12 protein-coding genes are annotated in these 14773 nt (G+C 63.1%); 2 read left to right on the top strand and 10 right to left on the bottom strand.

Features of this window, described 5'->3' with window-relative positions:
- Window positions 1-11: 11 nt before the first annotated feature.
- The 6 genes from PSFL_RS10720 to PSFL_RS10745 form a co-directional block, all read right to left on the bottom strand.
- Entirely contained in the window at window positions 12-2141 is a 2130-nt protein-coding gene (locus tag PSFL_RS10720) for an ATP-binding protein (protein WP_397469993.1), read from the bottom strand.
- A 135-nt stretch (window positions 2142-2276) separates the two neighbouring features.
- Window positions 2277-5375 (bottom strand): error-prone DNA polymerase, encoded by a 3099-nt coding sequence (locus PSFL_RS10725; protein WP_397469994.1) that lies wholly within the window; start codon window positions 5373-5375, stop codon window positions 2277-2279.
- The gene (locus PSFL_RS10730; RefSeq protein WP_115128454.1) at window positions 5351-6766 is read right to left on the bottom strand and encodes a DNA polymerase Y family protein; all 1416 of its coding nucleotides are present in this window, start codon (window positions 6764-6766) and stop codon (window positions 5351-5353) included. Before PSFL_RS10730 ends, PSFL_RS10725 begins: the two co-directional genes overlap by 25 nt.
- 7 nt (window positions 6767-6773) lie before the next feature.
- The gene (gene imuA / locus PSFL_RS10735) at window positions 6774-7385 is read right to left on the bottom strand and encodes a translesion DNA synthesis-associated protein ImuA (RefSeq protein ID WP_057959230.1); all 612 of its coding nucleotides are present in this window, start codon (window positions 7383-7385) and stop codon (window positions 6774-6776) included.
- A complete protein-coding gene (gene lexA / locus PSFL_RS10740; RefSeq protein WP_057440807.1) occupies window positions 7385-8002 on the bottom strand; it encodes a transcriptional repressor LexA in 618 nt (205 codons plus the stop codon). The genes imuA and lexA overlap by 1 nt, the downstream gene beginning before the upstream one ends.
- A 79-nt stretch (window positions 8003-8081) precedes the next feature.
- Window positions 8082-9050, bottom strand: a complete 969-nt coding sequence (locus tag PSFL_RS10745; protein ID WP_057440806.1) for a Gfo/Idh/MocA family protein — start codon at window positions 9048-9050, stop codon at window positions 8082-8084.
- Window positions 9051-9188: 138 nt separating this feature from the next.
- Here PSFL_RS10745 and PSFL_RS10750 point away from each other — a divergent pair, with 138 nt between their 5' ends.
- Window positions 9189-9551 carry an NUDIX hydrolase gene (locus PSFL_RS10750; protein WP_057440804.1) on the top strand — a complete coding sequence of 121 codons (363 nt, stop codon included), beginning with the start codon at window positions 9189-9191 and terminating at the stop codon, window positions 9549-9551.
- A gap of 3 nt (window positions 9552-9554) precedes the next feature.
- Here the strand turns inward: PSFL_RS10750 and PSFL_RS10755 are convergent, their stop codons facing one another.
- On the bottom strand, window positions 9555-9803 hold the full coding sequence (locus tag PSFL_RS10755; protein ID WP_057440802.1) for a DUF1652 domain-containing protein: 249 nt from the start codon (window positions 9801-9803) through the stop codon (window positions 9555-9557).
- Window positions 9804-10265: 462 nt separating this feature from the next.
- Window positions 10266-10595: a hypothetical protein gene (locus PSFL_RS10760; protein ID WP_115128456.1), complete on the bottom strand. Its 330-nt coding sequence runs from the start codon at window positions 10593-10595 to the stop codon at window positions 10266-10268.
- 169 nt (window positions 10596-10764) lie between these two features.
- Here PSFL_RS10760 and PSFL_RS10765 point away from each other — a divergent pair, with 169 nt between their 5' ends.
- A complete protein-coding gene (locus PSFL_RS10765) occupies window positions 10765-11310 on the top strand; it encodes a hypothetical protein (protein ID WP_115128457.1) in 546 nt (181 codons plus the stop codon).
- Between the two features lie 138 nt (window positions 11311-11448).
- On the opposite strand, the gene PSFL_RS10770 is transcribed toward PSFL_RS10765, so the two are convergent.
- Window positions 11449-12087 (bottom strand): hypothetical protein, encoded by a 639-nt coding sequence (locus PSFL_RS10770; RefSeq protein WP_099170904.1) that lies wholly within the window; start codon window positions 12085-12087, stop codon window positions 11449-11451.
- 119 nt (window positions 12088-12206) lie between these two features.
- Entirely contained in the window at window positions 12207-14684 is a 2478-nt protein-coding gene (locus PSFL_RS10775; protein ID WP_115128459.1) for a TonB-dependent siderophore receptor, read from the bottom strand.
- Window positions 14685-14773 lie beyond the last annotated feature (89 nt).

Genomic DNA, 14773 nt, shown 5'->3' on the forward strand with positions numbered 1-14773 from the left:
GGGGTAAACGTTCAATCGCAGTAGCTCACCTGCGTGGTCAATACCGAGCGTACCTGTCGCGCCAGTTCCTCGGGGCTGTAGGGCTTGCCCAGCAGATGAATGTCGTTGCCCAGCAGGTGGTCGCTGGAAAGAATGTCACGGGTATGCCCGGAGGTGAACAGTACTGCAATGGGCGGCTGTTGCGCCTTGGCCCAGGTGGCCAGGTCGGTACTTTTGATCCGCCCCGGCATGACCACATCGGTGAAGATCAGGTCCGGCCGCAAGCCGGTGCGCAGCATCAGCATGGCGTCATCGCCATCGGTGGCAGTGAGTACCGTGTAGCCGGCCTGTTGCAGCAGTTCCACCGCGGCGCCGCGGACGCCTTCGTTGTCCTCCACCACCAGGATGGTTTCCCGGCCGCCTTCCTGCTGCTCCACCTGGTCGGGCGCTTCCTGGCTTTCCGGCTCAAGGCTGTGGGGGAAGTACATCTGCACCAGGGTGCCCTGGCCTGGCTCGCTGCTGATCTGCACATGCCCGCCACTTTGCTTGACGAAGCCAAACACCATGCTCAAGCCCAGGCCAGTGCCGTGACCGTCAGGCTTGGTGGTAAAGAACGGTTCGAAGACCCGCTGCAGCACCGCCGGCGACATGCCGGCCCCCGTGTCGCTGACCGACAGGCGCACATATTCGCCGGGGGCAATCCCGTTGCGGCGGCCATCTTCGGGCGACAACGTGATGTTTTCACCGGTGATGCGGATCACCCCCTCGCCCTTCATCGCATCCCGGGCGTTGATCGCCAGGTTGAGCACGGCGTTTTCCAGTTGATTGCGATCGACATGGATGCACCACGGGTCTTGCGGCAACTGCACATCAATCTGGATGGTTTCCCCCAGGGCCCGCTGCAGCAACTCACCCAGGCCTTCATAAATGCGCCGCGGGTTGAACACCGCCGGTGACAGTGGCTGGCGCCGGGCAAAGGCCAGCAGTTGCGAGGACAGCTTGGCACCGCGCTCGACGGCCGCCAGGGCAGCACCGACGCGCCGTTGGACCTGGGCGTTATCGCGCTCATGGCGGGCCAGCAGGTGCAGGTTGCCGGCAATCACCTGCAGCAGATTATTGAAGTCATGGGCCACGCCCCCCGTCAGCCCGCCAATGGCCTCGAGCTTTTGCGACTGGCGTAACTGCTCCTCGGCGGCCGAGCGCGCCTGGACTTCGGCGGCGACGCGCTGCTCCAGGTTATGGGTGAGCTTGAGCAGAGACTCTTCAGCGATCTTGCGCACATGGATATCAATGATCACCCCGGGAAAGCGCAACGGCTGGCCGCCCGCGTCCAGCTCGCAACGCCCGCTGGCCAGTACCCACAGATAGCTGGCGTCCGGGCGTCGCACGCGAAACTCGACGTTATATGGCCCACCCGTCGCCAGGGTCTGGGCAATCAGGCGGTTGACCCGCGCCAGGTCGTCGGGGTGGATGGCCTGGGTGGCGACTGCAATGGAAACACCCCGCTCCACGTCGTCCATGGACAGGCCCAGGGTACGGGCGAAACGCTCGTCGCCCGAGAGGCGATCCGGCAGCACATCCCACACAAACGACCCCAGCAACGCCCCGGCATTGAGGGCCAGTTGCAAGCGTTCGTCCGCCACCCGGTAAGCCCCCTCGGCTTCCTGGCGCAAACGCTCGGACAGCACATGCTCGGTGGTTTCCACAACGATCGCCAACACGCCGGCCGGATGCTGGTCGTCGCCGGCCACCGGGCTGTAATAGAGGTCCAGCCACAAATCCTCGGGGCGGCCATTGCGCAGCAGCATCAAGGCCTTGTTGCGATAGGACAAGGTGCCACCGGCCAGGCAGGTGTCCATGACATGCCGGTTGAACTCGGCCACTTCCGGCCAGCCCTGCTCGACCGGCACCCCCAGCAGAAACGGGTGGCGCCCGCCGGCAAACACCGAATAGCTGTCGTTGTAGATCATGTACCCGGCGCGGCCCCAGAGCATCACCATCGGCACTGGCGAAGCGAGGAGCATCTGCACCGCGCAGGTCAGGCTGGTGGACCAGGTGTCAATGGGGCCCAGGTCAGTGGTGGACCAGTCAAAGGCACGAATCCTTTGGGCCATTTCACCGCCCCAACCGTCACAGCCGTAGGTATTGGATAGAAATTGCATGGATCAGCTCAGTGCAGAGAGAGGACAGTCGCCAATGTTGGAGCATAGCCGGGCGCGATGGTTTCACTGTGTAGAAGAACCATTGCAGGAGCCGGCTCCCACAGGAGGGACGATTAGGTCGGTGCGCCCTACCCGTCAGTGGAAATCCCGGCTACGCACGCTGATCCCCGCCAACAGCGGCGTCAGGTCGCTCAAGCGGCCGGCGATCAAATGGCGGACTTCGCCCACCGCCTCCCAGCGCCCATCCACCTTGAGCAGCCGTGAGCCCACCAGCACCTGGCGCTGACGCTCGGCCAGCTCACGCCAGACCACCACGTTGAGGTTGCCAAACTCATCTTCCAGGGTCACGAAGGTCACGCCACTGGCCGTGCCCGGGCGCTGGCGCCCGGTGACCAGGCCGGCAACGCTGACATTGCGTCCGTGCTCCACCGCCTGCAATTCCTGTGAACTGCGGCAGCGCCGCGCACGCAGTTGATCACGCAACAGCGCCAGGGGATGGGGCCCCAGGGTGGTGCCCACACTGGCATAGTCGGCATACAGGTCCTCACCGACACAGGGAGCCGGTAGTTGCACCCCCTCCTCCTGCGGGCTCGACACCCCGGCAAACAACCCCAACTGTTGCTCCACCCCGGCCACGTCCCAGCGTGCCCGGTGCCGGTGCCCGGCCAACTGGCGCAAGGCCCCGGCATCGGCCAGCAGTTCCTGGGCACGGCTGTCCAGCTGGGCGCGCTCGCCCAGGTCGGCGATCCCGCAAAATCCAGCGGCCTGGCGGGCGGTTTCGATACGCCGGCCATCCTCTTCGCGAAAGCCGCTGATCATGCGCAAGCCCATGCGAATCGCCGGCTGCTGGCCGTCAACGGGTTCCAGGCTGCAATCCCAGTCACTGGCGGTCACGTCCACCGGGCGAATCTGCAAATGATGGCGACGCGCATCCTGCAGGATCTGATCCGGGCTGTAGAAGCCCATGGGCCAGCTGTTGATCAGGGCACAGGCGAACGCCGCCGGTTCATGGCATTTGAGCCAGCAACTGGCATAGGTCAGCAAGGCGAAACTGGCCGCATGGGACTCAGGAAAACCATAGCTGCCAAAGCCCTTGATCTGCTCGAACACCTGGGCGGCGAAGGTCTCGCTGTAGCCGTTCTTGAGCATGCCGTCGCGCAGCCGCTGGCGATGGGGCTCCAGACCGCCATGGCGCTTCCAGGCGGCCATCGAGCGGCGCAACTGGTCAGCTTCGCCGGGTGTGTAGTGCGCCGCGACAATGGCGATCTGCATCACTTGCTCCTGGAACAGCGGGATACCCAGGGTGCGCTTGAGTACCGCCTCCAGCTCGGGCGATGGATAGGTCGTGGGCTCTTCCTTGTTCCGCCGGCGCAGGTACGGATGCACCATGCCGCCCTGGATCGGCCCGGGGCGCACGATGGCCACCTCGATCACCAAGTCATAGAACGTCTTGGGTTTGAGTCGGGGCAGCATGGACATTTGCGCCCGGGACTCGATCTGGAACACGCCAATGGTGTCGGCGCGGCTGATCATTGCGTAGGTCGCCGCATCCTCCGAGGGCACCGTCGCCAGCGTCAGGTCGAGGTGACGATGGCGGCGCAGCAGGTCAAAACAGCGGCGGATCGCGCTGAGCATACCGAGGGCGAGGATATCCACCTTGAGCAGGCCCACGGCGTCCAGGTCGTCCTTGTCCCACTGGATGATGGTGCGCTCGGCCATGGCGGCGTTTTCCACGGGCACCAGGGTGTCCAGCGGCTGCTCGGAAATCACGAAACCGCCGGGGTGCTGGGACAGGTGACGCGGGAAGCCGATCAGTTGCTGGGTCAGGCCCAACACCCGCCGCAATACCGGGCTGTCCGGGTCGAAACCGCCTTCGCGCAGGCGCTCCAATGGCGGCGCTTCATCGCTCCAGCGCCCACAGCAATCGGCCAGGGCATTGACCTGATCCGGTGGCAGGCCCAGGGCCTTGGCCACATCACGCACCGCGCCGGCACCGTGGTAGCTGCTGACCACTGCGGTCAAGGCCGCGCGGCGCCGGCCATAGCGCTGGAACACGTATTGCAGCACCTCTTCACGACGCTCGTGTTCGAAATCCACGTCGATGTCCGGTGGCTCGTTGCGTTCCCGGGACAGGAAGCGCTCGAACAGCATGTTCATGCGGCTGGGGTCGATTTCGGTGATACCCAGGGCAAAGCACACTGCCGAGTTGGCCGCCGAGCCACGGCCCTGGCAGAGGATCGAACGGCTGCGGGCGAAGCGCACGATGTCGTGCACCGTCAAAAAGTAGCTTTCGTAGCCCAGCTCGCTGATCAACTCCAGCTCATTATTGATCTGCTCCAGAGTCTTGGCTGCTACCCCCTCGGGCCAGCGCCGGGCAATGCCTTCTTCGGTCAAGGCACGCAGCCAGGATTTTGGGCTCTGCCCTTCTGGCACCAGCTCCCTGGGGTATTGATAGCGCAACTGGCTCAGGTCGAAGCTGCAACGGCGGGCGATGTGCAGCGATTCTTCGAGCAAGTGCGCCGGATACAGCGCACCCAGGGCCTCCAGGCTGCGCAGGTGCCGCTCACCATTGGGGTGCAGGCGCTGGCCGGCTTGCGCCACCGGCAGGTGGTGGCGGATCGCGGTCATGGTGTCCTGCAAGGCGCGCCGGCTGCGCACATGCATATGCACATCGCCACAGGCCACGGCCGGCAGGTGCAGGCTGGCGGCCAGTTGCAGGCGTTGCGCCAGGCGGTGGGCATCGTCCTGGGCGCAATGCAGCTCTACCGCCAGCCATAGCCGCCCGCTGAAGGTTTCGCACAACCATTGGCCGTCGGCAGGGGTGTCGCCCTCCTCGGCCAGCCACAGCACCAGCAGCCCCGGCAGCGGCTCGGCAAAGTCTTCGCGTAACAGGCGGTACTGGCCTTTTGCGGCACGGCGCCGGGCCAGGGTGATCAGTCGGCACAGGTGTTGGTAGCCCTGCAGGTCCTCCACCAGCAGCACCAGTTTCGGGCCGTTTTCCAGGCGCACCTCACTGCCGACGATCAACCCCAGCCCAACCTCCTTGGCCGCCTGCCAGGCCCGCACGATGCCGGCCAGGGTGCATTCGTCGGTGATTGCCAGGGCCTGATACCCCTGCTGTTTGGCGCGCTCGAACAACTCGCGGGCACTGGACGCGCCGCGCTGGAAGGTGAAGTTCGACAGGCAGTGCAGCTCGGCGTAGCCCTCCATCATGCAAACCAGCCTTGCAGCCACAGCCCGGCGCTGTCACCCACGGTGCGATAGGCCCAGCCTTGCTGCCCGCTGCGAGTGCGCACCAGGTAGTAATCGCGGCGGATATCCGCGCCATCCCACCAGCCGGACTCGATGCGCTCCGGGCCCAGCAGGATCTGCAGGCCCTGCTCGGCGAGCAGAGTCGGTTCATGGAGCAGCCAGCCAGGGCGTTGCACCGGGCTCAAGGCCGGGCAGGCACGGCTGTCGGCGCCCGGCAGCCAGGCGCACTCGGGACGATGGTCGGCATGGAAGCGCAAGCCCTGCACCGCCTCATCCCCCAGGCGCGCGCGCAGACGTTCGCGCAATTGCACCCAGGGCAGGGTTTGCTGCGGGCGCTCGTCGAACAGGTCCTGGCGCTGCGGTACAAACACCGGCAAGTCTTCGGCCAGCAGGCGCAGGCCACGCACCGGCGCCGCCACTTGCACCTGCTCCAGGCGGCCACGGGCCAGTTCAAACAGCATCGAGGGTTCGCGCTCGGCACTGAGCAGGCCAACCTGGATCACGCTGTCGGGCGCCTCGGCATGTTCCAGGTGCAGGGCAAAACGCTGCACGCCACTGTCGCGACCACAAAGGAACGCCGCAAGGTCGCCGGTCAGGCGCCGCAAGGGAAACAGCAGCGCCTGGTGGGACTGCACATCGAAATTCAACTCGATGCGCAGATCAAAACGATCCGGCGGCTGATAAAAATCCAGGGCCAGTGGCCGTTGCCCGGTCAAGGCATCCAGGTGCTTGAGCACCCCCGCGTCGAAGCGCCTGGCCAGGGTATGCCGGGGCAACGCCTGCACCTGGGCCAGGGTCCGCAGGCCCATGCGCGACAAGGCCGTGGCGGCTTGCGGGTCGAGGCCGACGCGATCAATCGGCATCGACCCAAGGGCGTGCTGTAAACCCTCGAGATCGGCCACCGCCAGGCCATCGTAGGCATTGGCCAACACCCGCGCAGCGGCCGGGTTGGGGGCGGCGACGATACGGTGGCGAAAACCCAGGGCGGTCAGTTCCTCGCGCAAGCGTGCTTCCAGCAGCGGCCACGGCCCGAACAGGCCCAGGCTCGATTCGATTTCAAACAGCAAGGCCCGCGGATAGAACACGCTGACCTGGGAACTGAAACGGTAGGCCCAGGCCGCGAGCAATTGCTGGCAGCGCTCGATATCCACCGGGTCGTATTCGACGCAGGTAAAAGCCTTGGTCAGGGCATGGGCCGCCGTCAGGGATTGGCCGGGCCGCAAGCCCAGGGCACGTGCGGCGGCATTGACGGTTTGCAGCACCCGGCGTTGCGGCGGGCCGGCCAACAACGCCAAGGGTTGGTCGGGTTCGGGACGCTGACGCAAGACCCCGTCCAACGCCAATTGCGGGAAGACAATGCACACCCAGCGCATACCAACCTCAGTGCCCGCTGGCCAGGGCAATCGGCGCGGGATGGGCGAGGCCGCCCCGACACTTGAGCACCCGCACCTGGCTCGGTTCGACGGCCAGGCGCAGGGCGGCCGGTGACGGGTTGATCGCCTCGCTCAGGGCCCGCCAGGCAAACGCCAGGGTCTGGCCGGTTTCGGCGGCCACCTGCAAACGGCGCAAGGCCCGGTCATCGGCCTTGTGCGGCCAGCACAGCACCGCGCCGCAACTGCCGGAGCGCAGGCATTGCTCGGCCGCCCACAAGGCATCGCGTTCATCGGCCTGGATCACCGAGAGCTGGCGCAGGTCCACCCCGGCGTTCTGCCAGGCGTGGGGGTATGGGGTATACGGCGGCGCCACCAGCACAATCCGCTCGCCGGCCGCCGACAGCCGCGCCAGGGTTGGCCAGACCAGTCGCAGCTCGCCCACCCCCTGCTGGGCCACAAGGATTTCACTCAAGGCCGCCTCCGGCCAGCCACCGCTGGGCAACACCGCATCCAGGGCCGCCAGCCCGGTGGGGTGCACACTGGCCGGCGGCGCAGCCGGCCGCCCCTTCCACACCCGCCCGCCATTGAACAGCGAGTCCAGCGCAACCACGGCGCCCATCAACCTTGCCTCACCAGGCCACAGAACACGCCTTCGATGGCCAAGTCCTGGTCGGCACGAACCACAATAGGTTGATAGGCAGGGTTGCGCGGCAACAGGCGCACACTGTGGCCCACTCGCTCGAAACGCTTGATGGTGACTTCGCCGTCCAGGCGCGCGACCACGATCTGCCCGTTCAGCGCCTCGGCACTGCGTCGCACGCCCACCAGATCGCCATCGAGAATGCCGTCCTCGATCATCGAGTCCCCCTGGACCCGCAGCAGGTAATCCGGGACCCGGGCGAAGGTCGCCGGGTCGAGCATCAGCCGCGTGTGCACTTCGGCGTCGGCGCCGATGGGCAGGCCAGCGGCCACGCGGCCCAGCACCGGGACCTCCAGCCACTCAGGCCGCGCCGGTTGATTGAGCAGGCGAATCCCCCGGGCCTGGTTCGGGTTGACCTCGATAAACCCGGCTTCGGTCAGCGCCAGCACGTGTTTGCGCGCCACACTGCGCGAAGCAAAACCAAAGGCCTCGGCGATCTCGGCGAGGCTGGGGGGCTGACCTTGCTGCGCGATACGCTCGCGGATGAAGTTCAGGATGGCGGAACGGCGGGGAGTGAGAGTCGTCATGGAGTACATTTGTACTCCTGTGGGAAATTCCTGACAATAGCCGCCAGTCAGACCAACACCTTGCCGGCTCCGACAAGGGTGGGCGGCGTCAGGGCTTGCGCTGCAACACCCGATCCATGATGCGGTCGGTCTTCAGGGCCTCGATCGCCAGTGCCGGGTGCACACTCTCGCCGCGAATATGCGCGTTCATGCCCAGCACGTGGTGCCACTGGATATGGGGGTGATGGGCAATATGCAGGGTTTCGCTGACCTCGGCTGCAAGTTGCAACGGTTGCTCGTCGAACACGGAAAAACTGATGCGCCCTGTGCTGCCGATCAACTCGACCCGATCCTCGCGTCGGTCAGCCACAAAGTTCCAGCAGCCCATCCCCAGCGCGCCCGAGCTGAAGCTCCAGCAGGCGGTGACCGCATCTTCCGCCGCATAGCGCCCGGCCTGGCGCGCGGTATAACCCGTGACCTCGACAATATCCCCTGCCAGGTACTGGAACAGGTCGAAGCCATGGCTGGCGAGGTCGGCAAAATAACCACCGCCGGCAATCGCCGGATCGGTGCGCCAATTGCTCGCGTTGGTGTCCGTGGGCGATGGCGGCTTGCACAATGTCCAGTTCAGCTGCCGCAACTCGCCGATGCGCCCCTCTTGCAGCCAGGCACGCACCTGCTGGAAGCGCGGCAGGGAGCGGCGGTAATAGGAAACAAACAGATGCAGCCCGGCCCGCTCGAAGGTGCGCTGCATCAAGGCGCTCTGCTCGGCATTCAGCGCCATCGGCTTTTCGACACAACAATGCTTGCCCGCCGCCGCCACCAGCAGGCTGTATTCCAGGTGGCTGTCGGGGGGCGTAGCGATGTACACCGCATCCACTTCGGGGTCATCAATCAGCGCCTGGGCATCTGTGTAAAACCGGGCAATCCCATGGCGTGCCGCATAATCGCGCACGGCTTCCTCACGGCGCCCCATCACGGCCACCAGGGCCGAGCCTGGCGCTTTGTAGAAAGCGGGTCCACTCTTGATTTCAGTAACACTGCCACAACCGATCATGCCCCAGCGGATGGTGCTCATATGACTTTCCTTCATCGGTACTTTTTCAGTCGGGCAGTATCAGCGTTTTCCTTCGCGGTCTCCAGCCTCCGCCCATAAAGACCCAGCATGACAATTGCATTGCACTTTTATGACGATCATCTTGCGGGGGCACAGACGATGAAAATACGCGCAACGGTGATTTGCGAACATGAGGGGCACATTCTGTTCGTGCGCAAGGCCAGGTCGAAATGGGCATTGCCCGGTGGCAAGGTCGAGCGCGATGAGCGCCCAGTCGGCGCGGCCGAGCGGGAACTGCAAGAGGAAACCGGGCTGAACGTGGATGGTTTGCTGTATCTGCAGGAGTTGAAGGCCAGTGACACGCTGCATCACGTGTTTGAAGCCTCGGTGGTGAACATCGACCAGGCCCGGCCCTGCAATGAAATCACCGACTGCCAGTGGCATGCCTATAGTGCCCTGGAGCAACTGGACACCACCGACGCCACCAAGCGCATTGTCCGCTCGTTTCTGCGCCGGCTCTGACGCCTAGCCGAATGCCGCAAACCCACGGCGCCCGGCCTTGAGTTCGGTGCGCAGTTCGCCAATCAGGTTGGAGATGGCACGGATGCTGTCCAGACCCTGGGGCGACACGCCGGTCAACAGCAGCTCGACGCGACCGGACTCCGGTTCGAAGACTCGGATGGTCAAGAAACCCTGGGGGTTGACACTACAATCGCACGACAGCGGGACGAAACCGGACGCCATGATGCGGCTCAACTCAGCGATCGGAATCATCCTGGGCACCCTTGCTCACACATGACGCGATGGACGTGATCCATGCAGGGTAGATCAGGTTGTGCAACGCGTGTAGGCAATCCTACGAAAGTGTTAGCTACCCCACACTTTTCTGCGAAAGCGTTGGTGCACTGGCGCCAGAAAAACCACGGACGTTTATCTGCCAGGCAGGTATGAAGGTCAAATCGCGGACAAAAAAAATCCCAAGTAGCTGATGGAAACTTGGGATTTAAAAATGCATAAACCGTGGGAGGTGAACGCCCGGCCATAATAACCATCGAGACAACCTGTAACAAGTTGATTATTAGCCTTTCGTCGGATTGAAACAGCGCTAAGTCATTCAATAACCACACATTTTTCAGGGTTCGCGATATCTTTCGTGCCACTTTTTGGTGCAACTTCCAAACTTGCCGGGTTAAAACCCTAATAACTATCAGGTTAATAACCGAGTATGTAGCATGTCTATTTACGCGCCAGTTTGTAGCGCACGCACTCTTCATAAAAGCTCGAACGAACAGCCGTCGGTTTGAGCCGCGAGGGGCTGTCATAGGTCTGCTCGGTGATCCCCATGGCCATCATGCGCATCCAGGACTTGTCGAACTTGTACCGCTGGATTTTCTGCCGCGCGGCATACAGCGAAACACCGGCCAACTTCAGCTCCTGGGCCCTGGCCGCCGTGCCCGCGCCCCAACTGCACATGTACCGATCCCCTTCGCGCAGCGTCTTGCCCTGGGCCGCCGTCGCCCCGCTCGCCAGGGCCAAGGCAATCAGCGTGATTTTTACGTTGCGCATTGGCACCCCACCTAACCACCTGAAAATAAAAGTGATTTTGGCGAAACATCGGCCAGTTGGGGGCCATTAAAATGCCTTCTCGGCCACCTGCCCTCCCCGCCATGGTTGCCGCCCTACCCGCGGCTGACCATAATCGCGCGCCACTATTCCCCTCACGCAAGGAAATGCCGTGAAGAAGTTTCTGTTGTTAGCCCCGTTGTTAGTCCTGCTGCTGCAAGGTTGCGGCGTGACCATGACGCAATACGAGCCCAATTTCGACAACGTCCAGCGCCTCAAGCAGACGCCACCGCTGCAGCCCGTCAGCCAGGCCAAGGTCACTGCTGCCTCGGGCCAGGGTTCGTTGATGGTTCGGGCCAATCCGATCAGTTCGCCCGCCGGCAGTATCCCCGCCCATGTGCAGGCGGCACTTACCCAGGAACTGTCCCTGGCCGGCCTGCTTAATCAAAGCGCGCCACGCCGCCTTGACGTGCTGCTGGTGAAGAACGAGCTGACGGCGGGCGTAGGCTCAGGCCACGGCACGCTGGCCGCGCGCTTCACCCTGTTCAAGAACGATGCAGTGGTGTACGACGCCACCAAGGAAGTGACCAGCGTGTGGTCCAGTTCATTCTTCGGCCCCATTGCGATTCCGAATGCGGCGAATGCCTATAACCCGCTGGTGCGTGACTTGCTCAAAGCCTTGTACAGCGACCCGCTGTTCATCCAGGCACTCAAGTAAAAAACCAGGTAAAAAAAGGAAGCCGGTCAGCCGGGTAATACCCGTTAGTTAAGTAGAACCCGCTCGCCACAGAGACAGTGTTCGTCCTTAACTAACGGGTATTAGCCCGTCAGCCGGCTCCCTTTTTTGCAGGCCGCATCAGGCCCGCGGTACACCGCCATCCAGTGCCGAGTACTTCAGGTTATTGCTCTCGACCATCTGCTTGAGCAACGCATTGACCTGGCGCGTGAAAGTATCGGTCACCGCTTCTTTTGGCGTGTAGGCCATCATCGGGATAAACCAGATACCCAACCAGGTGTTGATCGCATCGTGGTTGCTGCCTTTGCTAAGCGCCTGGCCTTGTGGGTCCAGGGCTTCCAGGCTCATGGTGTACTGGTCGGTACCCAACGCCGGAATAATGGTGAAGGTGAAGCCGCTGATAAACGCCAGTACCATCTGACCGCCCCCTGGCGGATGGTTGTAGACCTTCAGCCGCAGGCTGTAATCGCCTGGCTGCTTCTGGAACTCATCCAGGGTCACGCGACCGAACAGGCCGGAATCGGTGAGGATTTTTTGCAGCTGCGGACGCAGCATATCCCGCGCCTGGGGGACTTCGGCAGCGGCAGCGTTGGTCGGTTCGCCTTGATAGAAATCAAAGTCGACGTAAACGTTCGGCTTGTTGGCGAAGCTCGCCTTCGATGGCAGGGTGACTGGCGCGACTTCGTCCTTGGTGAAGCTGGCGCAGCCACTCACTGCCAACATCATTAGGGCCAACCCCAGCATTTTTCCAATGTGCATTACGACTTCCTTAGTTGATGGAGCGTCTCCATGGCCGGAGGTGCTGGGGGCGGATAATAGAGAGTCAACGGCCTGGGTAAAAGGCCGTTGTAGGAAAAAACCTCATCAACTCTCGGCGTTTACCACTGATACGTCGCACTGGCCTGCACCGTCCGTTGCGAGCCGTACCAGCACCACGAGTACGAATAGCAGGACGCCACGTACTCTTTATCCGCCAGGTTGGTGGCGTTCAGCGCCAGGCGCAGGTTGTCGCCCTGGGTATTGATGTGCGGGATGTCGTAGTGCACCGACGCATCGAACAAGGTGTAGCCCGGAACCTTCAGGGTGTTGGCGGTATCGCCCCAGGACGAGCCGACATACCGCGCGCCTGCGCCCACGCCGAAGCCCTTGAGGTTACCGTCATGCAAGGTGTAGTCGGCCCACACCGAGGCGGTGTGGCGCGGCACAGCATAGGTCGTGGTGCCCTGGGTCGGCACGGCCGGGCCGACGCCAATGTCGGTGATCGGCGCATAGCGCACGGTGCTGTTGGATTTGCTGATGCGGTTATCGAGGTAGGCATAGGCCGCCGTGATATCCAGGTTGTCGTTGAGGCTGGCCTTGCCTTCGAGTTCAAAGCCACGGGAGCGCACTTCACCGTCCTGGACCTGGCAGCGACCATTGCCGCACAAGTGAGTTGGGTCCGGGTCCATGGTCGGTACGTTGTTCTGGCGCAGGTCGAAGATGGCCGCGGTGATAAAGCTGTTGCTGCCCGGCGGCTGGTACTTGATGCCGATTTCGTACTGTTTGCCTTCGGTGGGCTTGAACACCGAACCACCGTAGCCGGTGCCCGATTGCGGGGAGAAGGATTCGGAATAGCTGGCGTATGGCGCCAGGCCGTTATCGAAGAGGTAGACCACCCCCAGACGACCGGTGAAGGCTTTGCTGTCCAGGGAGGATTTGGTTTTCTTGCCGTCGGTCAAACTCAATGAGCTGTTATCCGTGCTGGCCCAGTCATAACGACCGCCCATCAACAGCACCCACTTATCCCACTTCGCCTGCTCCTGCAGGTACACGCCAGTCTGCTCGCTGCGCTGGGTGGCGTCGCTGGAAAATGCCGGGGTGGTGACTGGCGCGCCATATACCGGATCGAAAATATCCAGGTCCGGTCCCTTGCCGTAACCGGCCTTGGTATCGACGCTGGTGTTCTGGTAATCAAGCCCCATCAACAGCGTGTGCTGCACCGGGCCGGTGTCGAACTTGCCCTGCAACTGGTTATCCAGGTTGTAGGCATCCATGTCGACATCGGTGGCGATGGTCGAGCGGTTCAAGGTGCGGTAATCGGCCTGCAGGTTGCTGCTGTAGATACTGCGGTAGATCCCTTCGCTGCGCATATAGCGGGCGTTCTGGCGCACGGTCCAGACGTCGTCGAGGTGATGCTCGAAGGCATAACCGATGGAGTAATGCGCGCGGTCACTCTTCTCGAAGTTCTTCTCGCCGTCGTAGAAATCGACATCAATCTTGCGCCCCAGCGGGCTATGCAACACCGAGCCCCAGGCCGGCATCGAACCGTAGGAAGCGCCCTTGGGATCCTTCTGGAAATGCCCGAGCAGGGTCAGCGAGGTGTCCTCGTTCGGGCGCCAGGTGAAGGCCGAAGACAGGGATTGGCGGCGGGTCTCGGTGTGCTCGACCTGGCCGTCGGCATCATCGAACAAGCCGGCGACGCGGTAGGAGTACACCCCTTGCTCATCCAGCGGGCCGCTGAGATCGAAGGTGGTGCGCTTTTTGTTGAAGGTGCCGTACTCCACGCCCACTTCGTGAAAAGGCGTATCCAGCGGGCGTTTGGTGACCATATTGATCACGCCGCTGGGGCTGCCCTGGCCATACAACACCGAGGCCGGGCCGCGCAGGACCTCCACGCGCTCCAGGTCGAAGGCATCCTTTTGCGGCGAGGCATCGCGGCTCGACGCCACGCGCAGGCCGTCGAGGTAAGTCACCGGCGAGAAGCCGCGAATGGTCAACTGGTCCAGGCGCGAGGCAGTGGCGCCACGGGTTTCCGGGACGACCGCGGCGCTGTAGCGCAGGATCTGGTTGAGGCTCTCGGCATTCTGCGCGCGCATCTGGTCTTTGGTGACCACCGAGATCGACTGCGGGGTCTCGATCAGCGCGGTGTCGGTCTTGGTACCAGACAGGCTGCGCGTGGCCACATAGCCGGACACCGGGCCAATGGGGCTTTCACTTTGCTCGGCAGCACTGATGGTGGTGGCTTGCAACTCCACCGAGCCGTCCGCCTGGGGGATCGGCTCGATGCGATAGCGCTGGGCAGACAGCGCCTGGGCCCGCAAACCGCTACCCGCCAGCAACTGGGCGAGTGCCGCGTCGCTGCTCAACTGCCCGTTCAAACCGCTGTTGCGCTTGCCGCGGGTCAAGGCCGGATCAAAGGCCAGGACCAGCCCGGCCTGTTCGGCAAAGCCGTTGAGGGCCTGGCTCAGGTCACCGGCAGGGATCGAGAAATGGCTACTTTCATCAGCCCATGCGGTGTGAATGGTCAGGGGCACAGCGGCAAAAGCCATCGCCACTGACAGCGCCAGCGGGTGCAACGGACGAGCAAAGCGTGACATGAGAGGTCCTGGAAAAGAGGGTTCTATATTCCATGACGGCCATGTCGGGAAATCGGGTATGAATGAGACCGGTTTTTATTTGAACAGGT

It is taken from the genome of Pseudomonas sp. DD1 (assembly GCF_044510355.1).
Lineage (GTDB): Bacteria > Pseudomonadota > Gammaproteobacteria > Pseudomonadales > Pseudomonadaceae > Aquipseudomonas > Aquipseudomonas shahriarae.

Excerpts from the sequence above, each read along its gene's own strand:
- PSFL_RS10720 (WP_397469993.1), bottom strand. The coding sequence starts at position 2,141 with ATGCAATTTCTATCCAATACCTACGGCTGTGACGGTTGGGGCGGTGAA.
- PSFL_RS10730 (WP_115128454.1), bottom strand. The coding sequence starts at position 6,766 with ATGCGCTGGGTGTGCATTGTCTTCCCGCAATTGGCGTTGGACGGGGTC.
- imuA (WP_057959230.1), bottom strand. The coding sequence starts at position 7,385 with ATGGGCGCCGTGGTTGCGCTGGACTCGCTGTTCAATGGCGGGCGGGTG.
- lexA (WP_057440807.1), bottom strand. The coding sequence starts at position 8,002 with ATGTACTCCATGACGACTCTCACTCCCCGCCGTTCCGCCATCCTGAAC.
- PSFL_RS10745 (WP_057440806.1), bottom strand. The coding sequence starts at position 9,050 with ATGAGCACCATCCGCTGGGGCATGATCGGTTGTGGCAGTGTTACTGAA.
- PSFL_RS10750 (WP_057440804.1), top strand. The coding sequence starts at position 9,189 with ATGAAAATACGCGCAACGGTGATTTGCGAACATGAGGGGCACATTCTG.
- PSFL_RS10755 (WP_057440802.1), bottom strand. The coding sequence starts at position 9,803 with ATGATTCCGATCGCTGAGTTGAGCCGCATCATGGCGTCCGGTTTCGTC.
- PSFL_RS10760 (WP_115128456.1), bottom strand. The coding sequence starts at position 10,595 with ATGCGCAACGTAAAAATCACGCTGATTGCCTTGGCCCTGGCGAGCGGG.
- PSFL_RS10770 (WP_099170904.1), bottom strand. The coding sequence starts at position 12,087 with ATGCACATTGGAAAAATGCTGGGGTTGGCCCTAATGATGTTGGCAGTG.
- PSFL_RS10775 (WP_115128459.1), bottom strand. The coding sequence starts at position 14,684 with ATGTCACGCTTTGCTCGTCCGTTGCACCCGCTGGCGCTGTCAGTGGCG.